Raw genomic sequence first — 24,424 nt, 5'->3', positions numbered from 1 at the left:
AAAGAGAACAGGGTCAAGAGATCACGAGGAAGTTGGATTCAACCGCGCCGCCATCGGTGTTGGGCCGACGCTGGTCACGCCATTCAATGATTTTCGGGGTGATCCTCGGGGCGGCCGCGGTATTCGTGCATGGGGGGCATGTCACATGGATTTGAAGCAACTGAGCACGTTCCACCGGGTCACGACCCACATGAGTTTCACCAAGGCCGCGACCGAGTTGCGGTACGCGCAGTCCAGCGTCACCGCACAGATCAAGGGGCTCGAGGCCACCCTGGGCAAGGAGCTCTTCGAGCGGCTCGGCGGGAAGATCCGGCTCACCCCGGTCGGCGAGCGGCTCGTGCCCTACGCCGAACGCATCCTCGCGCTCGTCGACGAGGCGCGGCACAGCTTGGGCGACGAGGCCGAACCGTCGGGAACGCTGACGGTCGGGGCGGTCGAGAGCCTGATCTCCTACCGCATGCCCGTCCTGCTCGAGTTCTTCCACCACCGCTACCCCCGCCTGCAACTGGCCCTGCAGTCGATCACCTGCGCGGAGGCGCACGAGTCCGTCCGCCGCGGCGTGCGGGACCTGGGCTTCCTGGTCGAGGCCGAGACCCGGCACGAGGGACTGGAGACCAAGGTCCTCGGGACCGAGCGACTGGTGGCCGTGGTCGCACCCGGCCATCCGCTCAACCGGGCCTCCCAGGTGTCGACCTCTCATCTGCGCATGTTCCCCGTGCTGGCGCCGGGCCCGGAATGTTCCTACCGCTCACTGCTGGAGGCGGAGTTCCACGAGGGCGCCGAGGGCCCGATCTCGCTGCTCGAGTTCGGCAACATCGAGTCGGTGAAGCAGGGGGTCGAGGCGGGGATCGGCGTCAGCGTGCTGCCCGAGGTCACCGTGGCGGGCGCCGTCGAATCCGGACGGCTGAACGTTCTCGACTGGCAGCCCTCTTTCGAGGTGTACGTCCAGATCGTGTGGCGGCAGGGCAGGCAGCTCACGAGGGAAGCGCAGATCTTCATCGACCTGGTCGCCCAGACCATGGGTCAGGAAAAGGAACCGTTGATCGGCCTCGCGTCGTAGGATTCGGCCCTTTGATCGTTCGCTTCTGGCCTCACAGGCTGTCGATGTGCCTTCTGAGTGGTGCGGCGAGGTCAGGGTGGTGTCCTCTGTCGATGCGGTGGAGCAGCTGAGCAGCCACGTAGAACTGGGCCAGCAGGCCTGCGTCGGTGGTCAGCACGTCGGCGAACACGCTTCGCACCCGCTCGGCCGTGTGCGGTTCGAGGAGGCTGTGGCCGAGCAGGGTGGCGGCGTCCGTTCCTGCCGGACCGCGGCCCCACGACTCCCAGTCCAGCAGGCCGAACGCCGGGGCCATCAGGTTCGCCCAGTGCAGGTCGCCGTGCACCGTCTCCCATGCACGCACGACGGGGTTCACCGAGTTGCCGAACTGCTGCTGGATGCGGCCGGTGACCAAGGCCTGGTCCGCGTGGACGCGGTGTGTTGGCATCGCGGCTGTCGACGTGGTCGTTCGGCGCAGTTCTGCCCACCACTCGTCTGGGAGGTCGATCGGGTGGCGCAGGACTGTGCTGTGTGAGCAAGGCGAGCCTGGCAGTGCTGTCATCAACTCCGCTCGCTGGTGCCGCTCGTCCTCCCACTCGAAGATGGCGACTACTCTGGGTTTGGGCAGGTTTGCGAAGGCGTTCGCTTCGAGGTTGCCGGTCCATGACTCGCCTTCGATCCACTGCCTGTCCTCGGACACCACTCGTAGCCACAACTGGTCGCCGCGGCCTTGTACCGGTGCGCTGATCGACCTGTCCTGCCGGCCGAGGCCGGGTTCGCCGAGGACGGTGAGCCCGAAGTGTTCGGCCGCGTGGGCGAGGTTGTCGTGCATCCACCTCCGGAAGTGCGCGTCGGCCGTGCTGAGGCGTGAGTGGTCGGGTTGTTCTGGCACGGGATCCCTTCACGTGGAGCATCCCCCGCCGCTTGTTCTACTGGTTGGAATTCCTCCAAAGCGAGATGCCGCAAGGTGCTTACGTCTTTCGGGTACAGCAACGAGGTCGTCGGGGTCAGGTGATGTCGTGCTGCTGCAACCACAGTTCCAGCACGCCGAGGTGCCACAGTTCGTTACCGCCCGCCTTGGTGGCGTGGCCGTTCGGGTCGGCCAGCAGGTCGTCGACGTAGTCGCGGCGGAGGACACCGCGGCGGCGTGCCTCCGGTGAGGTCATCGTCGTCCGCAGCAGGTCGAGGACCTCACCGTCGAGCCTGGTGAGGGCCGGTACGGGGAAGTAGCCCTTCTTGCGGTCCACGACCTCGAGCGGCAGCAGGTCGCGGCCGATGTCCTTGAGCAGGCCCTTGCCGTTCTGGTCCGACTTGAGGTTCGGCGGGCAGGCGGCGACGAGGTCGACCAGGTCCTGGTCGAGGAACGGGACGCGTGCCTCGACGCCCCACGCCATCGCCATGTTGTCGACCCGCTTGACCGGGTCGTCGGGCATCAGGAGGTGGGTGTCGGTGCGCAGGACTGCGTCCAGTGCCGTGTCCGCGCCGGGGTCGGCCAGGTGGGTCGCGGCCAGGTCGCCGCTCACGTCGTGGCGGGGGAGCCAGTGCGGTTCCAGGACTTCTGCGAGTTCGTGGTGTTCCAGGTCGTGGAACGCGTCGCGCAGGACGTCGGCTGCTTCGCGCCTTGGCGCGTTCGCGGCGGGCTGGTGGTAGCGGTAGCCGGCGAACACCTCGTCGGCCCCTTGGCCGCACTGGACGACCTTGACGTGTTTCGAGACCTCGCGGCACACGAGGTGGAACGCGGTGACGTCGTGGCTGCCCATCGGCTCGCTCATCGAGCCCACGGTGTCCTCGACCGCCTTGGCGATCTCCTCGTCGCCGATGCGGATCTGGTGGTGGTCGGTGCCGAACTTCTGCGCGATCGCGTCCGAGTAGACGAACTCGTCGCCTTCGACGTCGTCGCGGCTCGTGAAGCCGATGCTGAACGTGCTCGGCTTCTGGCCTTCCGCCGCGAGGAGCGCTACCAGGAGGCTAGAGTCGAGGCCGCCGGAGAGCAGCACGCCTACGTCCACATCGGACACCGTGCGGCGCCGTACGGCGACCTGGAGTGCTTCGCGGACGGCCTGTCGCCAGTCCTGCGCCGTCCAGTCCGCGTGCTCGGGGCGGCGTGTGTACGACGGCTGCCAGTAGACGTGGTCGCGGGGTGCCTGGCCGCGTTCGAACACGCGGATGGTGGCGGGCGGGAGTTTGCGCACTCCACGCAGGACGGTGCGCGGGGCGGGGACGATCGAGTGCCAGGTCAGGTAGTGGTGCAGGCCGACCGGGTCGAGTTCGGTGTCGACGCCGCCGCCCGCCAGCAGTGCGGGCAGGCTCGAGGCGAACCGCGTCCGCCCGCTCATCTCGGCCACGTAGAGCGGTTTGATGCCTAGGCGGTCACGGACGAGGAGCACGCGGTCGCGCCGGCGGTCCACCAGGGCGATCGCGAACATGCCGACGAGGTGGTCGACGAACCGGTCGCCCCAGTGGTCGTAGGCCTTGAGGATCACCTCGGTGTCGCTCGTGGACCGGAACCGGTAGCGGCCCGACAGTTCTTCGCGCAGCTGCTCGTAGTTGTAGATGCACCCGTTGAACGCCACGGCGAGCCCGAGTTCGTCGTCGACCATGGGCTGCGCGCCGGCGTCGGACAGGTCGATGATCGACAGCCGCCGGTGCCCGAGCGCCACGTGTCCTTCCGACCAGTGGCCGGCGCCGTCCGGACCGCGCGACCACATGGTGCGCGTCATGCGCTCCACCGCGCTGAGATCCGGCCGGCCCGCCTGGTCGGTGACGATCTCACCGGCGATTCCGCACATGGCGTCTCCTCGGGATGTTCGGCTGACAGTGGTCATCCGGGTACCCCGGAACGTCGATGACCATGTTCCACCTGTGGTCTTGCTCGCGTGTGAGCAAGACCACGGCCGCTTCGCCCGCCTGCCGGTTGCGCGCGCGGACCGGCGGACGGGCAATGGACGCATGCAACTGTCGGCCGCCGATCTCGACCGGGCGACCATCCCGCTGCTCGCGCGCCGGATGGCGGACGGCGAGCTCACCTCGTCCGGCCTGACCCGTGCCTACCTGTACCGCATCGCCGAGGTGGACCGGGTGCTGCGGGCCGTCCTCGCGGTCGACCCGACCGCGTTGTGCCAGGCCGAGGAGAGCGACCGCAGGCGGGCACGCGGTGCGTCACGCGGGCCGATGGACGGCATTCCGGTGCTGTTGAAGGACAACATCGACACCGAGGGACTCGCGACCACCGCCGGGTCGCGGGCGCTGCGCGTGCCGCCTCGCGCCGACGCCGAGGTGGTGACGCGCCTGCGGGCGGCCGGCGCCGTGGTGCTGGGCAAGACGAACATGACGGAATGGGGCAACTTCCGCTCCCCGCAGGCGACTTCGGGCTGGTCGGCGGTGGGCGGGCAGACGGTCAACCCGCACGTGCTGGACCGCACGCCGTGCGGGTCGTCGTCGGGCTCGGCCGTCGCGGTCGCGGCGTCGCTGGCGCAGGTGGCGGTCGGCACCGAGACCAACGGGTCGATCGTGTCCCCGGCGGGGCATTCCGGTGTCGTGGGGTTCAAACCGACGCCCGGCAGGGTCGGCAACTCGGGCATCGTGCCGATCACCTCGCTGCGGGACACGGCCGGCCCGCTGGCGCGGCACGTCGTGGACGCGGCGATCCTCCAGGCGGCGATGGAGGGCGCGGACTTCTCGCTCACCCCAGGCACGTTGCGGGGGACCAGGGTCGGCGTGTGGCGCAGGGCCGGGTTCGACGCGGAGGTCGACCGCATGATGCAGTCCACTGTGGACCTGTTGCGGGAGAACGGGGTCACCGCCGTGGACGTCGAACTGCGGCACCAGGACGTGATCCACGCGGCCGACCGGGCGGCCATGGCGGCCGAGTTCCGGCACGACCTGGAGCAGTACCTGCGCACGAGGCCGGGAGCACCGGGCACGATGCGCGAGCTGATCGAGTTCAACGAGGACGACCCGGTCGAGCTGAGCCGGTTCGGTCAGGAGTTGTTCCACGACACCGGGAACGCCCGGCCGCTCACCGATCCGGTCTACCGCCACCAGCGGCGCACCGCGACCGACCTGGCGCGCCGCTCGATCGACGAGGTGCTCGCCGCCCACGGCCTGGACGTGGTCGTGGCGCCCACCAACGGACCCGCGTGGCCCGCCCGCGGTGCCGACCCGGCCGGTCCCCGCACCGCGCTGCCCGCGGCGGTCGCGGGCTACCCGAACGTCAGCGTTCCGGCAGGGTTCGCCGGGCCGTTGCCGCTCGGCGTGTCCTTCATCGGCGGCCACGGAGCCGACGACGAGGTGCTGCGTTTCGCCGCCGCCTTCGAAGAGGCGTCACGCGTGCGGCGGACGCCCGCCTTCCTGCCTTCCGTCTGACGCACCGTTCCGCGTGGCAGAACGCGGTGCTTCGTCCACGCGTGCGCTGAATCACATACTCCGGCCCGGCGGAGCGCACCGCTCACCACCGGGAACCGCGGAGGCGGTCTACAGAGGACGAGGGTCGACAATGGAACTCAGCGCCGAGCAGGTGGACAGACCACCCACCGAGCAGTTCGTCTCGTCACGAGGGCGCGTCCCTCTCATCGCGGTGACCGTCGTGATCGGCTTCACCGCCGCCGCGGTCACGTTCATGCTCTCGCCCCTCCTCCCCGTTCTGCTGCGCGACTTCCAGCTCACCGTCGGTGACGTGGCGTGGGTCTTCACGGCGCTGCTGATCGGCAGCGGGGTCAGCACGATCCTGTTGCCGCGCCTGGCGGACGTGCTGGGCGACCGCACGGCGACGGCGCTCGGTCTGGTGTTCCTCGCGATCGGGGCCGCGATCCCCGGTGCCGTGCACACGTATCCGGCGCTGCTGGCCGGCGCGTCGGTGATGGGGGTCGGGGCGGCGACCGGTCAGCTCGGCGTCGGGGTGCTGCGCCGGCACCTCCCCGGCGAGTCGGTGCGGACGGCCGTCGTCGTCACGCAGTTCGCCCAGGCGAGCGGCTCGGGCGTCGGTCTCGTCGCCGGCGGCATCGCCCTGAGCCACATCTCCATGCAGCAGTTCTTCCTGTCCGCCACGGGTGTCTACCTCGTCGTGGCCGTGCTGGCGTGGCTGGTCATCCCGTCCAGTCCGCGCGATCGCACGGTGGTCTTCGGGCTCGGCAACGTCGTGGGGCTGGTGGCGTGGCTGGTGCTGCTGCTCTACGGCATCAACACGGCCGGCTCGGAGGGCGTCACCTCGCCCAAGGCCATCGGGTTCGCCGTCGCGGGCCTCGCCGGCGCGGTCGTCTGGGCCTTGCTGGAGAAGCGTTCCCAGGCACCGGTGTTCGACCTCGCCCTCATCCGGTCGGGCACCGTGGCGAGGACCATGCTGGCGGGTCTCACGATCGGCATGGCCATCCAGTCGGTCACCTTCCTCATCCCGTTCTACGTGCAGACGCCGAACGCCGTCGGGTACGGCTTCGGCTACGACGCGCTGAGCACCGGCCTGATCCTGCTGCCGTACTCGGTGGTGGGTGCCGTGGCGGGTATCGCGGGCGGCGTGATCGCGGCACGCACGCGGCCGCTCGTGGTCGCCGGGATCGGCGCGGTGTGCCACGCGGTCGCGGCGCTGGTGCTGATCACGAGCATGCCCGGCGCCTCGGCGACGTCGTTCCTCGTGGCGGCGTGCGTCTACGGCGTGGGCAGCGGCATGGTCGGCGTCGGCCTGTTCGCGTCGATGCAGAGCTGCGTTCCGCAGAACCTCACGGGCATGGGGACGAGCATGGTCGGGATCATCGTCACGATCTCCGGGGCGCGACCGCGTCCGCGGTGTGCGGGGTGATGTCACGTCCGCCGCCGACAACGCCGAGGCGGTCAGCACGGCCGTGTCGGCGTTCGGCGGCCTCGACACCTTCGTGGGCAACGCCGGGCTCTGGGACTTCGGGCGCGAGCTGCGGGCCATGAGCCCGCAGGAGCTCGAACGCGGCTTCGACGAGCTGTTCGGCGTGAACGTCAAGGGGTACGTGCTCGGCGCCCGCGCGGCCGCGGACGCCGTCGCCGAACGCCGCGGTTCGATGATCTTCACGCTGTCCAACGCGGCGTTCCACCCGCGTGGCGGGGGAGTGCTGTACACGGCGTCGAAGCACGCGGCGGCCGGGCTGATCTCCCAGCTGGCGTACGAGCTGGCGCCCCACGTCCGGGTCAACGGCGTCGCACCGGGAGGGATGGCGACCGACCTGCGCGGACCGGGGTCGATGGCTCTGGACGGCACCGCCATCACGGACGTGCTGCCGGACGCGGACTCGCTGGGCAGGTACTCGGCGCTCGACTTCAGCCCGCGGGCCGAGGACTACGTGGACTCCTACGTGCTGCTCGCAGCCCGCGGTGAGTCGAGGACGGTCACCGGTGCCGTTTTCGACATCAGTTCGGTGGGGACGCCACGGCGTCCGGATCTGCCGGTCTGACGGTGTTTCCACTGGCGTGAAAAGAGATTTCGTGTCCTCACCGGCACCTCTATAGCGTCGATCGCATGGGATGGAGCTTTCACTCGGCCGAAGAACTCGTCGCCGCGATGCGGGCCGGCGCGGTGACGTCGCGGGAGCTGACCGACGAGGCCATCGCCCGCGTCGAGCGCGACGACGTGGTGGTCAACGCGATCTGCGTGCCGGACTTCGACCGCGCCCGTGCCGCCGCGCGCGCCGCCGACGAGGCACGGGCGCGCGGTGAGGACCGGCCGTTGCTCGGTGTCCCGGTGACGGTCAAGGAGTCCTACGACATCGCCGGGCTGCCCACGACGTGGGGCATGCCACCGCACCGGGACCACGTGCCGGCCGAGGACGCGGTGCAGGTGTCGCGGCTCAAGGACGCGGGCGCGGTGGTACTCGGCAAGACGAACGTGCCGCTGGGGTTGCAGGACGTCCAGAGCTTCAACGACATCTACGGCACGACCACGAACCCGTGGGACCCCGGTCGCACGGCGGGCGGGTCGTCCGGCGGGTCGGCGGCGGCGCTGGCGGCCGGCTTCGGCGCGGTGTCCATCGGCTCGGACATCGGCGGCTCGCTGCGCACGCCCGCGCACTTCTGCGGTGTGTACGCGCACAAACCGACACTGGGGCTGGCGGCGAGCCGCGGCATGGTCGCGCCTTCCGAACCGGCGTTGCCGATCGACCTCGACCTCGCCGTCGTCGGTCCGATGGCGCGCACGGCCCGCGATCTCGCGCTGGTGCTGGACGTGATGGCCGGACCGGATCCGCTGACGTCCGGCGTGGCGTACCGCCTGTCGTTGCCGCCCGCCCGGCACGACCGGCTCCGCGACTTCAGGGTGCTGGTCCTCGACGAGCACCCGCTGCTCCCGACCGGTGCCGCCGTGCGCGCGGGGGTCGAGTGGGTGGCCGCCGCGCTCGCCGGCGCTGGTGCCCGCGTGCGACGGCACAGCGCGCTGCTGCCCGACCTGGCCGAGGCCGCGACCGTCTACATGCAACTGCTGGTCTCCGGTTCCGTGGCACGCTTTCCCGTCGGACCACAGGAGTCCACTGTGGACGACCGGAGTCTGCACGCCGTGCGACTGCGCGCCATGGAGTTCAGCCACCGCGAATGGCTCGAGGCCAACGCCCGCCGCGAGGCTCACCGGCACGGCTGGCGGCGGCTGTTCGCGGAGTTCGACGCCGTGGTCTGCCCGGTCACGCCGACGCCCGCGTTCCCGCACGACCACAGCCCCGATCCGATGCGGCGGCTGATCGACGTCGACGGCGCCGAGCACCCGTACTTCGACCAGCTCGTCTGGGCCGGGCTCGCCACCACACCCGGACTGCCCGCGACCGCCATCCCCGCCGGTCGCTCTCCCGAGGGGCTTCCGGTGGGCGTGCAGCTCATCGGCCCGGCGTTCGAGGACCGCACGCCGTTGCGGCTGGCCGAACTGCTCGAACGGGAGATCGGCGGCTTCGAGGCACCGAGGTGAGCCGGGTGCGCGGACGTCGCGGTCGTCGCCGCGTTGCCCCCGCGAGTCGAACCTCACCCAGTTCACTATTTGACTAGTGAAAGCTGCTACCTTGCCGTTGTCCGATGACGAGAGGAGGTGGCCGTGACCACGCGAAGGCACCCTGACCGGGCGCTTCCGGTCCTTGCCGAGGGGGTGGGCAAGAGGTACCGCAGGGGGTGGGCGCTGGAGGAGACCTCCTTGGTGATCCCGGAGAACCGGGTGGTGGCCCTGGTCGGTCCGAACGGTGCCGGGAAGAGCACGTTGATGGGGCTGGTCACGGGCTTGCTGCGCCCGTCGGCCGGGTCGATCGCGGTGTTCGGTGACGAGCCGAGCGGCAAGGGGCTGCACCCGGCGGTGTCCTACCTGGCGCAGCAGAAGCCGTTGTACCGGCAGCTCACGGTCGCCGAGACGCTGACGTTCGGGGCGCGGACGAACCCGACCTGGGACCAGGGGTACGCCTCGCACCTGGTCGAGCAGGCCGGCGTGCCGATGAACGCGAAGGTGGGCACGCTGTCGGGTGGGCAGCGCACGCGTGTCGCTCTGGCGCTGGCGCTGGGGAAGCGGCCGAGGCTGTTGTTGCTGGACGAGCCGCTGGCCGATCTGGACCCGTTGGCGCGTGAGGCGGTGCTGCGCGTGTTGATGTCCGAGGCGAGGATGCAGGGGATCACGGTGGTGTTGTCCTCGCACGTGCTGGCGGAGCTGGAAGGGGTGTGTGACCACCTCGTGCTGCTCCACAGAGGACGCGTGCTGCTGGCCGGGGACGTGAACCGGCTGAGCGGGGACGGGACGCCGCTGGGCGAGTTGGTGCTGCGGCACATGCGTGCGGCGGCGGCACAGGAGGTGGCGGCATGATCTGGGCGGCGTTCCGGTTGCAGCGCCTGCAACTGCTCACCCTCCTCGGACTGCTCGTGGCCGGCTCGGTCACCGTGGTGCTGCTGCGGTCCAACATGATCGACTTCTTCACCTCGACGCGGATCATCGAGTGCCTGGCGCCGAACGCCGGCCCGTGCCCGGCCTCTCCGGAGGACCTGGAGGCGTTCGCGGCGAACTGGGGTGACCTCTTCCTGGTCGGGCGCGTCGTGATCGTCCTCCTGCCGGTCCTGATCGGCGTGTTCATCGGGGCTCCGCTGTTCGCGCAGGAACTGGAGCAGGGCACCCACGTGCTCGCGTTCACGCAGTCGGTGAGCCGCACGCGGTGGATGCTGAGCAAGCTCGTGGTCGCGCTCGTGCCGGCGCTGGTCGTGCTGGTGGTGCTGCAGTACCTGGTCTGGTGGTGGCTGGACGCCGCCGGTGTGCTGGGGCCGCACGCGAACGGTTCGTTCCACGTCCTCAACTTCGGCGTCGAGCACGTCTCACCGGTCGGGTACGCGCTGTTCGCGTTCGCGCTCGGCACCTTCGCCGGGGCGGTGTCCCGCCGCACCCTGGTGGCGATGACCGCGGGGCTCGGGGTGTTCGTCGCCGCGCGGTTCGCCCTGTTCGGGCTGGCGAACCGCTGGGTGCCGCGGGAGCGCCGGGACGCTCCGGTCGGTTCCGGCGGGGACCTCGGCCAGGACGGTCTGTGGGTCGGCTCGGGCTGGCTCGACACGGCGGGACAGCAGGTGTCGCCCGACAGGGCAGCCGCGCTGATCAAGGCCTGCAAGCCGGGAACCGAGACGCAGGAGGCGTACACGGCCTGCCTGCAGCAGTCCGGCGTCGCCGGGCGGTACGTGATCACGATTCCCGAGAGCAGCGCGTGGCTCGCGCACGTGTACGACTTCGCGGTGTTCGGAGGGCTCGCCGTGGTGCTGCTGGCGGGCACCGCCTGGGCGCTGCGGCGACAGAGCTGAGTGTGGTGGAGGCCTCGGGCAGGGGGAGCACCTATGCTGACGGGCGTGATCGAGTTCCGGATCGACCGGCACTCCGGGGTCTCCACCTACGTGCAGATCGTGCAGCAGGTGAAGCAGGCCATGCGGCTGGGGCTGCTGGCGCCGGGGGACCGGCTGCCCTCAGCGCGGGAGGTGGTGGACGCGACCGCGGTCAACCCCAACACCGTGCTCAAGGCCTACCGCGAACTCGAGCGCGAGGGGCTGGCGCAGGGCCGCCGCGGCCTGGGCACCTTCATCACCAAGTCCCTGGCGTCGGAGGCGACGGCCGGGGACGACGCGCCGTTGCGCAAGGAACTGGGCCGCTGGATGGGCCACGCCCGCGAGGGCGGCCTGGTCGTCGAGGACGTCGACGCCCTCTACTCCGCGGTCCGCGACGAGCACTACCCCGCCGAGGAACGATCATGACGCCGTTGACCGCGACCGCCGTGGGCAAGCGCTACGGCCGCCGCTGGGCGGTCCGCGACTGCTCCTTCAGCCTGCCGGAGGGCAAGGTCGTGGCCCTGGTCGGCCCGAACGGCGCCGGCAAGAGCACCCTGCTGCGCATGGCCGCCGGCCTGGTCCGGCCCACCACCGGCGAACTCCGCGCCTTCGACACCCCGGTGCGCGGCCGCATCCACCCCGACGTGTCGTTCCTGGCGCAGGACCGGCCCCTGCACGGGCACCTGACCGTGCGGGAGATGATCCGCCTGGTCGCGGCGCTCAACGACCGCTGGTCCACCGACCGCGTCGAGGAGATGCTCGCCCTGCAGGCCGGTGTCGACCGCGATGCCACCATCCGCACCCTGTCCGCCGGCACCCGCACCCAGGTCGCCATCGCCCTCGCGCTGGGACGCCTGCCGCGACTGCTGCTGCTCGACGAACCGCTGTCCGACCTCGACCCGCTGGCCCGCGACGAGACGTTGCGGATCATCATGGCCGAGGTCGCCGACCGCGGCACCACCGTCGTGATGTCCTCGCACCTGCTCGCCGACCTGCGCGAGGTCTGCGACCACATGCTGCTCATCGACGACGGCCAGGTCCAGATCGACGGCGACATCGACGACGTGCTCGGACGCCACCGGATCCTCATCGGCCCCGCCACCGACGAGACCGCGGTGCAGGGGGCGCTCGTCAGCGCCACCCGCACCCCGCGCCAGACCACCATGCTCGTCCGCGACCCCCAGCCCACCCCGCGCGGGTGGACGGGCACCGAACCCGACCTCGAGTCGCTGGTCATGGGGTACCTGCGCGCCGCACGCGACCGGTCGGCGCGGCGCGACTAGCGCGTGTGTCGCAGTCCGGTCCGCGACTGCCGGGCCCGAGGCGTTGATCACCGGTTCGGGCTCCTCGCCCGCCGGGGGACCGGACATCTGCCGGTAGCGGTGGGGGTGGCGGCGGCCGGGTGCGGCCACGGCGGCGCGGAGCCTGCCGGTCTGGGAGGTGGTGGAGGAGCTGACCGGGCCCTTCACGAGGTGAGCGCGGCGTGCGGGACCTCGACCCGCGTTCCCGGCAGCACCAGCCGGACCGCGACCTGGGGGGCGAGCCGGGCGACCGCGTCGGCGTAGTGGCGCGGGTCCTGGTTGCCGCGCGTGATCATCCGGTCGCCCAGTTGCCCGCTGTGGAAGGCGTAGTGCTGCGGGATGGCCATGACCGGGTTCAGCACGGCGGTGAGGGCCGCGGCCTCCTCGGCGTTCATGACGACCTGCCTCATGTTCAGCGGCCGCAGGCACAGGCCGTTCGTCGGCAGGAGGGCGAGGTCCACCTGCCCGAACCGGGCCGGGATCTCGTCGAGCTCCGGGACGCGCAGCGAGTCGCCGCCGAAGAAGACCGAGCGGCCGCCCGCCTGCAGCACGAAGGTGACCTCGTGGACGCCGTGCTTGCCCGGGGTGGCGGTCACCGTGAGGTCGCCGGTCGTGGCGGACTCCCAGCTCTCGATCGCCTGGACGTTCCGGAAACCCCTTTGCCTGGCCAGTTCCGCGACGGTTCCCGGCCCGATCACCGGGGTGTCCAGGTCGAAACCGCCTGCGACGAGCGCGTCGAGGTCGCAGTGGTCGTAGTGCTCGTGGCTGATGACGAGCGCGTCGATGCGGCCCAGTTCGCTGACGGTGGCGGCCACGGGTTCGCCGGGGTAGTAGGTCGCCTTCTGGGTGAACCACGGGTCGGTGAGCACGCGGGTGTCGCCGAACTCGATCAGCTGGCAGGCGTGCCCGATGCGGGTCACGGCGAGGGTGGTGTTCATGTGGATCTCCTGTGAGGGGTTCAGAGGTTGCCGAGGTCGAGCAGCGCGCCGAGCAGTTCCTCGGGCGACTCGAGCTGGGGCAGGTGTCCGGTGCGGGGGATCGGGGTGAACGTCGACATCGGGACCGCGGCGGCGAAGGCCTTGCCGTACTCCAGGTCGACGATGCCGTCGCTCTCGCCCCACAGGACGTGGAAGGGGACGTGCACCTGCCCGAGCCGCTCGGCGAGCGTCGGGTCGGACATGGCGGGTCCGGTGTGGTTCAGGAGGGCGCGCACGTCCGGGCCCGGGCCGGTGCCCGTCGGACGCGGGGCCTTGGCCGGGTCGTGCCAGGAGAGGGCGGTGAGCTCGGCAGGGGAGAGGCCGCGCACGTCCGTGACGGGGTGTCCGGGGACGTCGAGCCCGATGCCGTTGACGATCACGGCGCCACTGACGCGCGGGCTGTCCAGCAGGGCGATCTCGGCGGCCAGCCAGCCGCCGAACGAGTTGCCGATCACCGTGACGTCGCTGAGGCCGAGCTGGTCCAGCAGCGCGACGTACGTCTTCGCGAGGTCGACGACGCTGGAGAGCGCTTCCGGCCTGGGGGTGCCGGCGAAACCGGGATGCGTCGGCAGCAGCACCCTGGCGTGGGTGCGTTCGGTGAGCAGGCCGGCGAAGCCGGTCATCGTCGCCACGCCACCGCCGCCGTGCAGCAGCAGGTAGGGGCGGGTGCGGTCGCGGTCCTGCATGGTCAGCTCGACCGGGCCCGCGGCGGTGTCGAGCACGTGCGTCTCGGTGCGGGTGGGCCTGAGGCTGCCTGCCTCGGGGGTCGGGGTCATCGTCGCTCCAGGTGTTCAGGTTGCTTATGTAAGGAACCTTAGATCAGGTTCCTTAGTTACGCAAGGCCTGCCTGTGCCCCGAGGAGTGGTGGGTTTGTTCTTGCTGGTCGCGCGAGTGGCGAGAAGGTGTCGGTGCGTTCCGCGCGGCCGCGAAGCGCGGTCTGGGCGCGTCAGTCGCGCGGTGGCCACTGGGATCGCGGCCGTGCGCAGGACCGCTGCCGGCCACCTGAGGCGCCGGCAGCGGTGGGTTCGTGCGGGCTAGGCCTGCCGGGCCGCGCGCTCCCGCAGCACCTCGAGTGCCTGGTCGGCGTGGACGGTGAACTTCAGCTCGCTCTTGACCACGGCGAGCACCGTCCGGTCGGTGTCGATGACGAACGTGTGCCTCTTGGCGTGCAGCGGGCTGAAGCGCCGCCAGACGCCGAACTGCTTCGCCACGGCACCGTCCTCATCGGACAGGAGCGGGTAGTCGAAGCCGTAGGTGGTGGAGAACGCGCGTTGCTTGCTCACGGCGTCGGGGCTGATGCCGACGCGGTGCGCGCCCACGTCGCCGAACTCCGCCGCCAGGTCGCGGAAGTGGCAGCTCTCCGCGGTGCAGCCGCCTGTCATCGCGGCCGGGTAGAAGAACAGCACCACCGGTCCGGAGGCCAGGAACTCGGACAGGGTGCGGGGGTCGCCGTTGTCGTCGGGCAGGGTGAAGTCGGGGGCGGTGTCTCCTTGTTTCACACCAGGTCTTCGGAGCCGCGACCGGTGGGGATTGCGGCTCCGAAGACCTGGCGAACGCCGCAAGGCCGCCCCGGGGCGCGGTCGGGGCGGCCTGCACGTGCGGGTGGGTCAGAGGCTCAGGTCGAGGTCGTTCAGGACGCCGCCGACGTTGACGTCGCCCAGCTCGCCGGAGATGTCGCCGATCTTGCCGAGGTCGCCGACGGAGCCGACGCCGGTCACGTCGCCGACGTTGCCCACGTGCGAGACGACGTCGGTGACGTTGCCGACGTGGTCGAGGGAGAGGTCGTTGCCCGTCACGGTGCCGATGGCGGAGGTGACGTCGCCGCTGAGCACGTCGTTCACGCCCAGGTCGCCGGTCTGCACGCCGCTCGTGACGTCGCCGACGACGTCGGTGACGTGCGTGGTGTCGAGGACGTCGGTGCCGTTCGTGATGTCGCCGACGGTGTTGGTGACGTCGAGGTCGGTGACGGTCTTGGTGACGTCGGTGATCTCGGTCCCGGCGACGACGTCCAGGGCGCTCGACGGGTCGCTGAGCACGTCGAAGCCGTTGGTGACGCCGTGCACGGCGGCGGTGAGGCCCGAGACGGCGCCGAGGACCGTGTTGTCGTCGAGCTGCTGGCCGACGGTGTTCTGCAGCGTGCTCATGAGGTCGAGCTGCTGGTCGAGGTCGAGGCCGGAGATCGTCGAGCCGAAGTCGCCGAGCGAGGTGACCGGGGCGAAGTCGAGCACGAGCGGCAGGAGCTCCTGGATGTCCGCCGGGTGCACGTCACCGAGGCCGGCCGCGTCGAGCGAGCCCTGCGGGTCGAGCTGGAAGGCCGAGCGGGCCTCCGGGTCGCTCAGCAGGTTGAGGGTGAAGTCGTGCAGCGTCTGCGGCAGGGTCACGTCGAACTCCAGGTGCGTCGTTGTGCTTGTGCCACTGAAAGCTACGAAGAGCGGGTTGATCACCGCATCGGGTGACGTGCCTGGTCCTGTAGGTGGGGGACGGATCGGGGGTTGGGGCTACCGCGTGTAGGGGGATAGGGGGTGTTTCCCGATCTTCCGGTCGAGACCAAGCCTGAACGGGTGATGAACCGAAGTACCCCGGTAGAGGTCGGCCACCAGGAGGTTCACGCGCTCATGTCCCCGATGCCGGACACGCCCTTGTTGCTCGACGACGGGACGGCCCGGACGCTCGAACGGGCGCGCGGCGCGGACCACGTCGTGCTGACCGGGCCCGCCGGGTGCGGCAAGACCACGTTGCTGCGCGCCTTCGCACAGCCGATCGCCGTCGACGACGGGCACGCGCTCGGGGAGGACGAGGCCGACCGGCTGCTGGACGAGGTCCGTGCGGGCGGCCGGCTCGTGCTCGCGCATCGGCCGTGGCCGGACAACCGCGCGCTGGGGCGACTGGTCGGCGCGTTGCCGGGGACCGTGGTCCGCGTGCGGCTCCGGCCGCTGACGCAGGGGCAGGTCCGGTCGCTCGCCGCGCGCGTTCTCGGCGCCGAGGTGAGCGACGAGGTCGCGGGACGGCTGCACGAGCGGACCGGGGGCACGCCGGGGTTCGTGCTGGACGAGCTGTCGCCCGAGCCGCGCGGCGCGTTCGCCCGCCACCTCGACGAACTGCCCGTCGCGGCGAACGACCTGCTGCTGGCCCGTGCGCTCGGCGCCCCGTTCGACGTGGAACTGCTCGCGGCGGTCCTCGCGCTGGACCCCCACGTGGTGTCGGAGTCCGCCGAGGCCCTCAGATCGGCCGGCCTGCTCCGGATCGACGGGGCACCGCTGCCCGTCGCCGCCGAGGCGGCCGAGGCGCTCGCTCCGGCGGAACAGCGCGCGGACCTGCTGCGCAGGCTCGCCCTGACCCAGGTGGAACGGTCGCAGCCGGTGGCCGGGTACGCGCGGCCGCTGCTGGAACTCGGCGTCGTGGACCCCGGGCTCGCGGACGTGTTCATCGCGGCGGGACACGAGGTGGTCGACGACGACCCGGCGCTCGCGGCGCGGGTGTTCGCCGCCGCCGGTCCGGGCTCCTCCGCACTCCTCGCGCGGGCCCGCGCGCTCAGCGGCGACCTCGACGGGGCCGTGGACGTGGTGGACCTCGAACACGCCGACGCGGACGCGCTGCTGGTCGCCGCGACCGTGCTGACGCTGCGCGGGCAGGTCGGCCGCGGGGGCGAACTGCTCCGGCGCTCGGACAACGGCCTCGCGCTGGGCTTCGCCGTGACCGGTCTCCTCGGTGCCGGACGGCTGGAGGAGGCGCGTGCCGTCCAGTCCGGCGCGCACCCCGCAGCGTCGCTCACCGACACGCTCGGGCACCGGCTGGCGGGCGTCGTCCTCGACACGGTCACCGGCCCGCCGATGGCCGCCGTCGCCGCCGCGGTGGCCACGGCGGGGGTGAACCAGGCGGGCTCCAGGGCGTCGGTGCAACCGGACAGTCCCACCGCACTCGCCGCGTTGGTCTGCGTCCACGCGGGAGAGCTGTCGGTGGCGAGGTCGTTGCTGGCCAAGGCGGTGCGGGGCGACGACGGCCGGGGACTGCACGCGGACCGGCACCAGCTGCTGCTCGCCTGCGTGGACCTGTTCCGCGGTGACGTCGAAGAGGCACGACGACTTTCGCGTCCCGACCTCTCCCGGGAGCCGCGGGAGGCCCTGTTCGCGGCGGCGCTGGAGCTCGGCGTCACCCGCCGCGCCGGGGACCTCCACGCCCTGCGCGCGGCGTGGGAACCGGCCCAGCAGGCGCTCGTCGTGCACCCCGTCGACCTCTACACGCTGCTCCCGCTGACCGAGATCGCCGTCGCGGCGGCCAGGATCGGGCAGTTCCACCGGGTCGAGACGCACCTGGACGAGGCGTGGACGTTGCTCGGCGACCTGGGCGACCCTCCCCTGTGGACGGTGCTGCCGCGCTGGAACGCCTTCCACGCGGCACTTCTCCTCGGGGACCACCCCGCTGCCGAGGAGCACCTCGCGGCGCTGGACACCGCGGCGGACGCGTTGCCGTTCGGCCGCGCGCTCGCGACCGCCGCGCACTGCTGGAGCGAGGCCGGTCACGGCGACGTGGACCACCTGCGCGTCGAGTCGGCGGCGCGGGAACTGCACGCCCACGGCCTGCGCGCCGACGCGGCACGGCTCGCCGGGCACGCGGCGATGCACACCACCGACCGCAGGGCCATGACGCAGCTGCTCGACATCGCCCGCCAGTTCCACGGCACGAACGGCGGCCAGGGCAACGGGGGCGCGGAGGTCCTGAGCGACCGCGAGCAGGAGGTCGCCGCGCTGGTGCGGGACGGGCTCACCTACCGCGAGGTCGGCGACGCGCTCTTCATCTCCGCGAAGACCGTGGAACACCACGTCACGCGCATCCGCAACAAACTCGGCGCGCGGAACCGGCGCGAGCTCGAACGCGCTTTGGAGGACGTCTCACTTCCCGCACCCCGGTGATCACTCGATCAGGTGCAATGGGCCTCGAACACCGATCCGGAACCGCTGCGGGGTACGGATGTGGTGCGCGAGGATCCGCCAGATGCGGTTCAGCCGGCTCGGGACGGCGCCACGCGGGTCCCTGTGCGTTCACACCTGTGGACGCACAGGGACGCGGCGCCTCCACCACGTGATCACCGTCCGTCGACATCGGACGCGCGACTCTTCATCACAAAGTAGTCGGAAATGAATGTTTCAAAATAATTAGTTCTCGTGACCTGCGGAGAACAAATTTCTCGCACTTTTGTGCAATCCACCCTCTTGGGGGAACCCGAATGCCTTGACGTACAGGTGCTCATTCGGTGAGAGGGGGTGATTGCATGAAGTTGACATGCTCCACAGCGCTCAAGCGGACTTTCGGCGTGGCCGGTTTCCTCATCGGATTCGGCCTTCTCTCGGCGGGGGTCGCGAGTGCTGACGACGGCGGGTCGCCCGGTCCGCTGGGCGGTGTCGCCGGACTCGTCGCGCCGGTGACCGATTCGGTCGCGCCGCTGACGAGGGACGTGACGGCGGTGGCCGAGCCGGTGCTCGAACCGGTGCTGGAGGCCGCCGAGCCGGTGACCGAACCGGTGCTGGAACCGCTCGCGCCGGTCGTCGACACGGCGACGCGGGCGCTGGACCCGGTGCTCGAGCCCCTGCGGCCCGTGACCGCGCCGCTGCTCACCCCCGTGGTGAACGCGGTGCGGGACGTGCCGCTGGTCCCGCGGATCGCGGAACCGCTGGTGGCACAGCCCTCCGCCGCGGCGGAGGTCCCGCCGCCGGTGTCCGTGGCACCGGAGACACCGGACGTTCCGGTGGTCGTGCCACAGACACACGTGGTGGCTCTGCCCGAACAGGTCGCGGTGGCGGGAACGCCGCAGCGGCAACCGATCTCCGCGCCTGAAGCGGCGCCGCCGACCGAGGCGCCTTCCCCGCCGTCACCTGGCGTGCCGTTCGCTCCGACCGGCACCACGGGATCGGCGTCCTCGACCGGATCGACGGGCCTCGCGCTCTCGGACCTCCCGGCGGAACGGGGAGTTCACGCGGGCGACGGGTCCCTCGTGGTGGTCACCGACCACCAGGTCCACGGGTCGTGGTGCTACTACTACGGCCGGAACCATCCCAGTTGAGCAGTCCTGACGACCAAGCCGGCAGATCACCAAGCTTGATCAACAGGAAGGTTCGACAATGCACAGCTCTGTGCGACGCGGTCTGGTGGCCGCAGCGTTCTCGGGAGGCTTCCTCCTGTTCGGAACGGCGATGGCAAGCGCCGACACGGGTGGCGACGGCCTCCTGGGCGGCGTCGGCGACGCCGTGCACTCGATCGTCAACGGCGGCAACGGCGGTGACTCGGGCAAGGGCGGCGACGCCACGAGCTCGAACAACGCCAGGTCCGGCGACTCGGGCGACTCGGGGAACTCCGGTTCCACCGGCGGCAACAGCGCCTACGGCCTGTGCGTGCTGGCCGAGTGCCACACGAACGTGAGCTCGGGTGACTCCGGGGACACGGGCGCGACCGGATCGACCGGTGACGCCTCCAACCACAGCGCCACCGCGGGTGGGAACTCCGGTTCCGCCGGCGACGGCGGCGACGCCACCGCGGCGGGCCGCTCGGGCGATTCCGGCGCGAACGCGGGCAACGGCGGCAACTCGGGCGACGGCGGCAACGCCTCCAGCTCGAACAACGCCACGTCCGGGAACTCCGGTGACTCGGGCAACTCGGGTGACACCGGCGGCAACAGCGCCTACGGCGTCTGCGTGCTCGCTGAGTGCCACACGAACGTGAGCTCGGGTGACTCCGGGGACACGGGCGCGACGGGGGCGACCGGTGACGCTTCCAACCACAGCACCACCGTGGGTGGGAACTCCGGTTCCGCCGGTGACGGCGGCGACGCGACGGCCGTGAGCAAGGACCAGAAGTGGGGCCACAACAACAACGGCTCCACTGAGGCCACTGCGGGCAACGGCGGCAACTCGGGCAACGGCGGCAACGCCACGAGCTCGAACAACGCCACGACCGGTGACTCGGGCGACTCCGGTAGCTCGGGTGACACCGGCGGCAACAAGGCCGTCGTGCGCACGACCGGTTCGGAGCAGGGCCACGGCTGGAACCGGGACGAGAAGTCCTGGGACGGCGACAAGTCCTGGACGACCGTCACGTCGGGCGACTCCGGCGACACGGGTGCCACCGGCTCGACCGGTGACGCGTGGAACCACAGCACCACGGTGGGCGGGAACTCCGGTCCGGCCGGTGACGGCGGTGACGCCTGGGCGGTGACCGAGCAGGGCAAGTCCTGGAAGCACCACGGCAAGTGGAGCAAGCACAGCGACAACGGCTCCACTGAGGCCACCGCGGGCAACGGCGGTGACTCGGGCAAGGGCGGCAACGCCACGAGCTCGAACAACGCCACGACCGGTGACTCGGGCGACTCCGGGAACTCCGGTGACACCGGCGGCAACTCGGCGGTGGTGAAGAACGAGAACAAGAACAACGGCTGGAAGCACGACAGCTGGAAGAAGCACAGCTGGAAGCACGACGGGTGGAAGCACGACGGGTGGAAGCACGACGGCTGGAAGAACCACGGCACGCAGTCCTGGACCGAGGTCACCTCGGGCGACTCCGGTGACACCGGTGCCACGGGTTCGACCGGCGACGCCTCCAACCACAGCACCACGACCGGTGGCCACTCCGGTCCGGCGGGCGACGGCGGCGACGCCGCGTCCTGGACCCACGGGAAGCACTCCGTGAAGGCGTGACCACGAGGTGATCACCAAGGCGGGGCCGGTTCCGACCGGTCCCGCCTTGCGCTGTGCCGCGGGCCGTGGTGGCGGTGCGTTCGGACGGCCTTCGGCGGATGTCTCGGGCCATGGCCACCGCAGCTCCACGCGGGCTGCCGGAACAGCGCCCGCCGAGCCCCGCGAACACGGGATCCGTCACCGGGCACCTCAGCAGAGGTGCCGTCGTCACGGACTCCGGCCCGCGGGTCGGCTAGTGGTGTGGCGCAGAAGGTTGCCGGGGGAATTCGCGGTCAGACGGGTGCATCGTGGTGCCGCCCCCACGTCCTCGTACTGGTAGTACGGGGGCGTGGGGGCGGTGCCGCGAGGCGCCCTGCTGAGTGTGGATTACCTCGCCGACCTTCTGGGACGCACCACTAGCTCAGGGCGTGAGCGCCGGGGTCCTGGCGTTCAGTTCGGCGAGGACGCGGCGGGCCGTGTCGTCGTTCTGGCGGAAGAACGGGGCGTTGCGTCCGGGACGGGAGAACGCGCCCAGTGCCCCTCCGCCGGCGAAGAGGCCCAGCGCCAGGCGGCGCGGATGTGCGTCGCCCGTGTCGTCGAGGACGTGGAACGTGTCCGGGTCCACCGGCACGCGGGTCCTGTTGTGCGCCAGCGGGAGGAGCAACGGGTGCGTGCGGGCGTCGGGGTCGGGCAGGCGGGCCTCGACGAAGTGCCTCGCGCTGACCGCGAACGGCAGGGAGTCCGTGTGCGCGGTGAAGGCGTCGGTGCGGGTGACGCGCAGCCCTGCTCCCAGGAAGTGGAGCAGGCCTGCGCGCGTCAGGGCTTGGAGTTGCTCCAAGCGGTGTGGGGGAGGACCGGACCCCAGGTAGGCGGCGAAGCGCGACAGGACCGCGGCCGTGCGCGCGGTCGCCGGGGTGGGCGCCGCCTGTTCGAGCACCTCGCTCACGGTCAGGAGTCCGTGCAGGACCGCGGCGTGTGCGCTGTGACGGGGGTCGGTGGCGCGGGCCACCGCGTGGCCCATGTGGTCGCGCATCCACGTGTTCAGCGCCGCCTGGTCCGGGAACGAGCGGGTCAGCGGAGCGCGCAGGAAGCTCGTGTCCGCGCGGTCGGCCGGGTCGGGAACGGCCTGCGCGACCAGGACCTCCAGCGCCGGGTCGGTGATCGGCAGCGCGGCGAACGCCGACGCGAAGGCGTCCCGCGGCATGCGGGTCCGTTCGGCGTGCGCGGCGAAGAGCTCGCGGTAGTGCGCCCAGACGAGTTCGCGGCACGCGGCGCCCACCAGTTCGCCCGGTGTGGTGGCGCGGGCGAGGAGCGCCGGGGTGAAGAAGCGGGGAGCACGGTCGGCCAGCGGGGGCGGCACCGGCTTCGGCAGATAGGGGACGCCTCGGCGGGATCCCGCGTGCAGCACCGGTTCCCGGCCGCTCGGGTGGTAGGTCAGCGTGCCGTCGCGGCCGCGGGTGAAGCGGCCGCCCCGGCCCTGCGTCAGCAGGACGACCAGGTCCACGAACGCCAGACCCATGCCGGACACCAGGACCGCCTCGCCCGCGGGCAGGCGGTCGAGGTCCTCGTCACCGGGGCACGACGGCGGCAGGTACGTGCCGCCGGTGCGGGCGGCGAAGTCCTGGTGCGCCAGCTGGCCCGGGGTGCGGTGACCGCCCACGTTCCCCTGCGCCAGCACGACCACGTCGGCGACCACGTGCGTGCCGTTCGCCAGCGCGACGGTCTGGCGCGGGCCGTCCGAGAGGGCCACGGCGCTGGTCCGGTGCACGAAAACCCTGACAACGCGCGGAAAAGCGCGCACGGCTCGGTCGAAGCACCACCTCAGGTAGGCGCCACCCTGCCGGCGGGTCGGGAAGACGTCGTCGTCCAGCCCGGACCACTCGGCGAGCGTCGGGCCCGGGGTGATCGGGCCGGCGCAGCGGACGCTGTCGTCGGTGAACATCGTGACGTCGGCCGCGCGCGAGTTCATCAGCATCAGCGGGGACTGGTCGGGGCGCCACACGCGGCCCGCTCCCGCCGGGTGCGGGTCGACCACGTGGATCTCACACCCCGCCGGGAGCAGGGAGGCGTTGGCCGCCAGCCGTTCCAGCAGACCGGTGCCGCGCGGGCCGGCACCGATGATCGCGAGCACGGCGGTCATACGAGCACCGCCGGTTCCTCGACCGGCGCGGGCCCGCGGGTGACCACCACGGCCCGCAGCAGGGGCACGCAGCCGAGCAGGGCGAGGCCCGCGCACACCCACGCCGTGGGGCGCAGGCCGAGCGCGTCGGCGAGCAGGCCGCCGCCCAGCGCGCCGAGGATCTGGGCCGTCGTGGCGATCGTGCGCAGACTCGCGATGGCGCGGCCGAGCGCGTTCTCGGGCACCAACTCGGTCAGCGCGCCGCTGAGGCCGACGTTGGCGATCGCGCCGAACACGGTCGGCAGCGCCAGGCCCAGCACGGCGATCGTGAGGGCGACGGGCAGCGGCCCGCCCGCCGACGGCAGCACGAAGGCGGCACCGACGGTGCCCGCACTTCCCAGCACCGCCAGCGAGTGCAGGCTCATGCGCTCGGCGAGGCGCCCGGCCGCCAGCGAGCCGACGAGCCCCGCCAGGCCGCTGACCGCGAACAACGCGCCGTAGAGCTCCAGCGGCACGTGCAGGTCGCGCAGCAGGAAGGGCGCGACGATGGTCGCGAGCGCGCCGACGCTCATCGAACGCACCGCCGTGAACACGCCGAACGTGCGCAGGAACGGGTACTTCGCCACCTGGCGGAAACCCTCGCCGATCTCGCGGTGCAGCGACCGCGGCGCGTCGGCGGGCGGGGCGCCCTGGTCGGGTGCGGTGATGCGGGTCAGCAGGACGAGGCTGACGAGGTAGGTCAGCGCGTCGACCACGAGCGCGAAAGCGCCGCCCAGCACGGAGATCAGCACACCCGCGAGCGCCTGCCCGGCCGTGCGGGCGCCGTACTCGCCTGTCTGCAACCGGGCGCGGCCCGCGGTCAGCCGGTCCGGCGGCACGAGGCTGCGCAGGTGCGTGAAGTAGACGGTCTCGACGACGGTCGCGATGCAGCCGAGCACGAAGCACAGCGCGGCGAGCCACCAGATCGTGGCGGCACCGGTGCCGATGCCGAGCGCGACGACGAGCACCAGAGAGGCGGCCGCGGCGTTGCAGCCGATCAGCACGCGGCGCGGTCGGCGCAGGCGGTCGCCGAGGACACCGGCCAGCAGGCCGAAGACGCAGGCGGGCAGGATCGCGGCCGCGCTGACGAAGCCGAGCTCGCTCGGCGACGCGTTGAACACGATGACGCCGAGGGTGGCGATCGCCATCGTGGTGAACGTCGAACCGAAGGTGGAGCTCACCTCGGCCGACCAGTAGTAGCGGAAATCGCGGCTCACGCTGGTCCTCCTGCGACGCGGAGAAGTCATCCTGGGCGGAAAGAGCTTCGGGGCGGAGAGCGGGGGAGTTCCCCCGCCTCCGCCCCGTGGCACGGCGTGACCTGTGGAAGGTCAGGTCAGCAGACGATGCTGGCGGTGCTCTTGCCCGGCTCGACCTCGACCGGGTTGGTGTAGCCGGCCTCGGTGTTCTCGTCGTCGGCGAGGTTCTGCAGCTCGTTGATGTCGGACATGTCCGTCTCCTTCGTTGAGGTGAAGTGCTTGCTGTGGTGCGGGAAGAGCGGGTGGGGCCAGGTCAGCAGA

19 protein-coding genes and 1 pseudogene are annotated in these 24,424 nt (G+C 71.4%); 12 read left to right on the top strand and 8 right to left on the bottom strand.

Annotation, left to right across the window (positions count from 1 at the left end; all coding sequences use genetic code 11):
* Nucleotides 1-145 precede the first annotated feature (145 nt).
* Nucleotides 146-1,060 carry a LysR family transcriptional regulator gene (locus ND450_RS19465; protein WP_253327484.1) on the top strand — a complete coding sequence of 305 codons (915 nt, stop codon included), beginning with the start codon at nt 146-148 and terminating at the stop codon, nt 1,058-1,060.
* 31 nt (nt 1,061-1,091) lie between these two features.
* Here ND450_RS19465 and ND450_RS19460 read toward each other — a convergent pair whose 3' ends face one another.
* Entirely contained in the window at nt 1,092-1,928 is an 837-nt protein-coding gene (locus tag ND450_RS19460) for an aminoglycoside phosphotransferase (protein ID WP_253327483.1), read from the bottom strand.
* 115 nt (nt 1,929-2,043) lie between these two features.
* The gene (locus tag ND450_RS19455) at nt 2,044-3,825 is read right to left on the bottom strand and encodes an N-acetylglutaminylglutamine amidotransferase (RefSeq protein WP_253327482.1); all 1,782 of its coding nucleotides are present in this window, start codon (nt 3,823-3,825) and stop codon (nt 2,044-2,046) included.
* Nucleotides 3,826-3,985: 160 nt separating this feature from the next.
* Between ND450_RS19455 and ND450_RS19450 the strand changes: the two genes are divergently transcribed.
* The 8 genes and pseudogenes from ND450_RS19450 (at nt 3,986) to ND450_RS19415 (ending at nt 12,090) form a co-directional block, all read left to right on the top strand.
* Complete coding sequence (locus ND450_RS19450; protein WP_253327481.1) at nt 3,986-5,401, top strand: amidase family protein; 1,416 nt, start codon at nt 3,986-3,988, stop codon at nt 5,399-5,401.
* Between the two features lie 130 nt (nt 5,402-5,531).
* Nucleotides 5,532-6,827, top strand: a complete 1,296-nt coding sequence (locus ND450_RS19445) for an MFS transporter (RefSeq protein ID WP_253327480.1) — start codon at nt 5,532-5,534, stop codon at nt 6,825-6,827.
* On the top strand, nt 6,817-7,449 hold the full coding sequence (locus ND450_RS19440) for an SDR family NAD(P)-dependent oxidoreductase (protein ID WP_253327479.1): 633 nt from the start codon (nt 6,817-6,819) through the stop codon (nt 7,447-7,449). Before ND450_RS19445 ends, ND450_RS19440 begins: the two co-directional genes overlap by 11 nt.
* A 65-nt stretch (nt 7,450-7,514) precedes the next feature.
* Entirely contained in the window at nt 7,515-8,942 is a 1,428-nt protein-coding gene (locus ND450_RS19435; RefSeq protein ID WP_253327478.1) for an amidase, read from the top strand.
* Nucleotides 8,943-9,059: 117 nt separating this feature from the next.
* Nucleotides 9,060-9,584, top strand: a pseudogene (locus ND450_RS19430) (ATP-binding cassette domain-containing protein); the annotation flags it as partial.
* A gap of 227 nt (nt 9,585-9,811) precedes the next feature.
* Nucleotides 9,812-10,789 carry an ABC transporter permease subunit gene (locus ND450_RS19425; RefSeq protein ID WP_253327476.1) on the top strand — a complete coding sequence of 326 codons (978 nt, stop codon included), beginning with the start codon at nt 9,812-9,814 and terminating at the stop codon, nt 10,787-10,789.
* 45 nt (nt 10,790-10,834) lie between these two features.
* Complete coding sequence (locus tag ND450_RS19420) at nt 10,835-11,233, top strand: GntR family transcriptional regulator (RefSeq protein WP_089919703.1); 399 nt, start codon at nt 10,835-10,837, stop codon at nt 11,231-11,233.
* Nucleotides 11,230-12,090 (top strand): ATP-binding cassette domain-containing protein, encoded by an 861-nt coding sequence (locus ND450_RS19415; protein ID WP_253327475.1) that lies wholly within the window; start codon nt 11,230-11,232, stop codon nt 12,088-12,090. Before ND450_RS19420 ends, ND450_RS19415 begins: the two co-directional genes overlap by 4 nt.
* Before the next feature lie 182 nt (nt 12,091-12,272).
* Here ND450_RS19415 and ND450_RS19410 read toward each other — a convergent pair whose 3' ends face one another.
* The 4 genes from ND450_RS19410 to ND450_RS19395 all read right to left on the bottom strand — a co-directional run bounded on the left by ND450_RS19410 (nt 12,273) and on the right by ND450_RS19395 (nt 15,466).
* Complete coding sequence (locus ND450_RS19410) at nt 12,273-13,046, bottom strand: MBL fold metallo-hydrolase (RefSeq protein WP_089919483.1); 774 nt, start codon at nt 13,044-13,046, stop codon at nt 12,273-12,275.
* Between the two features lie 20 nt (nt 13,047-13,066).
* The gene (locus ND450_RS19405; protein ID WP_253327474.1) at nt 13,067-13,861 is read right to left on the bottom strand and encodes an alpha/beta fold hydrolase; all 795 of its coding nucleotides are present in this window, start codon (nt 13,859-13,861) and stop codon (nt 13,067-13,069) included.
* Nucleotides 13,862-14,119: 258 nt separating this feature from the next.
* Entirely contained in the window at nt 14,120-14,584 is a 465-nt protein-coding gene (locus ND450_RS19400; protein WP_253327473.1) for a peroxiredoxin, read from the bottom strand.
* Nucleotides 14,585-14,692: 108 nt separating this feature from the next.
* A complete protein-coding gene (locus ND450_RS19395; RefSeq protein ID WP_253327472.1) occupies nt 14,693-15,466 on the bottom strand; it encodes an IniB N-terminal domain-containing protein in 774 nt (257 codons plus the stop codon).
* Between the two features lie 234 nt (nt 15,467-15,700).
* On the opposite strand from ND450_RS19395, the gene ND450_RS19390 reads away from it, so the two are divergent.
* The 3 genes from ND450_RS19390 to ND450_RS19380 all read left to right on the top strand — a co-directional run bounded on the left by ND450_RS19390 (nt 15,701) and on the right by ND450_RS19380 (nt 20,770).
* On the top strand, nt 15,701-17,995 hold the full coding sequence (locus ND450_RS19390) for a LuxR C-terminal-related transcriptional regulator (protein WP_253327471.1): 2,295 nt from the start codon (nt 15,701-15,703) through the stop codon (nt 17,993-17,995).
* A 359-nt stretch (nt 17,996-18,354) separates the two neighbouring features.
* Nucleotides 18,355-19,143: a hypothetical protein gene (locus tag ND450_RS19385; protein WP_253327470.1), complete on the top strand. Its 789-nt coding sequence runs from the start codon at nt 18,355-18,357 to the stop codon at nt 19,141-19,143.
* Between the two features lie 130 nt (nt 19,144-19,273).
* Nucleotides 19,274-20,770: a hypothetical protein gene (locus ND450_RS19380; protein ID WP_253327469.1), complete on the top strand. Its 1,497-nt coding sequence runs from the start codon at nt 19,274-19,276 to the stop codon at nt 20,768-20,770.
* A gap of 400 nt (nt 20,771-21,170) precedes the next feature.
* On the opposite strand, the gene ND450_RS19375 is transcribed toward ND450_RS19380, so the two are convergent.
* A complete protein-coding gene (locus ND450_RS19375; protein ID WP_253327468.1) occupies nt 21,171-22,889 on the bottom strand; it encodes an FAD/NAD(P)-binding domain-containing protein in 1,719 nt (572 codons plus the stop codon).
* Nucleotides 22,886-24,124 (bottom strand): MFS transporter, encoded by a 1,239-nt coding sequence (locus ND450_RS19370; protein WP_253327467.1) that lies wholly within the window; start codon nt 24,122-24,124, stop codon nt 22,886-22,888. The genes ND450_RS19375 and ND450_RS19370 overlap by 4 nt, the downstream gene beginning before the upstream one ends.
* Between the last annotated feature and the right edge of the window lie 300 nt (nt 24,125-24,424).

Origin of the sequence: Lentzea sp. HUAS12 (assembly GCF_024125735.1) — a bacterium.
Taxonomy (GTDB): domain Bacteria; phylum Actinomycetota; class Actinomycetes; order Mycobacteriales; family Pseudonocardiaceae; genus Lentzea; species Lentzea albida.
The sequence above is the reverse complement of the archived record's forward strand: the minus strand, read 5'-3'. Positions and strand labels throughout refer to the sequence as shown.

Bases quoted from the DNA above. Each gene is read 5' to 3' on its own strand.
- ND450_RS19465 (WP_253327484.1), top strand. From the start codon at position 146: ATGGATTTGAAGCAACTGAGCACGTTCCACCGGGTCACGACCCACATG.
- ND450_RS19455 (WP_253327482.1), bottom strand. From the start codon at position 3,825: ATGTGCGGAATCGCCGGTGAGATCGTCACCGACCAGGCGGGCCGGCCG.
- ND450_RS19450 (WP_253327481.1), top strand. From the start codon at position 3,986: ATGCAACTGTCGGCCGCCGATCTCGACCGGGCGACCATCCCGCTGCTC.
- ND450_RS19445 (WP_253327480.1), top strand. From the start codon at position 5,532: ATGGAACTCAGCGCCGAGCAGGTGGACAGACCACCCACCGAGCAGTTC.
- ND450_RS19435 (WP_253327478.1), top strand. From the start codon at position 7,515: ATGGGATGGAGCTTTCACTCGGCCGAAGAACTCGTCGCCGCGATGCGG.
- ND450_RS19425 (WP_253327476.1), top strand. From the start codon at position 9,812: ATGATCTGGGCGGCGTTCCGGTTGCAGCGCCTGCAACTGCTCACCCTC.
- ND450_RS19415 (WP_253327475.1), top strand. From the start codon at position 11,230: ATGACGCCGTTGACCGCGACCGCCGTGGGCAAGCGCTACGGCCGCCGC.
- ND450_RS19410 (WP_089919483.1), bottom strand. From the start codon at position 13,046: ATGAACACCACCCTCGCCGTGACCCGCATCGGGCACGCCTGCCAGCTG.
- ND450_RS19405 (WP_253327474.1), bottom strand. From the start codon at position 13,861: ATGACCCCGACCCCCGAGGCAGGCAGCCTCAGGCCCACCCGCACCGAG.
- ND450_RS19390 (WP_253327471.1), top strand. From the start codon at position 15,701: ATGTCCCCGATGCCGGACACGCCCTTGTTGCTCGACGACGGGACGGCC.
- ND450_RS19385 (WP_253327470.1), top strand. From the start codon at position 18,355: ATGAAGTTGACATGCTCCACAGCGCTCAAGCGGACTTTCGGCGTGGCC.
- ND450_RS19380 (WP_253327469.1), top strand. From the start codon at position 19,274: ATGGCAAGCGCCGACACGGGTGGCGACGGCCTCCTGGGCGGCGTCGGC.
- ND450_RS19375 (WP_253327468.1), bottom strand. From the start codon at position 22,889: ATGACCGCCGTGCTCGCGATCATCGGTGCCGGCCCGCGCGGCACCGGT.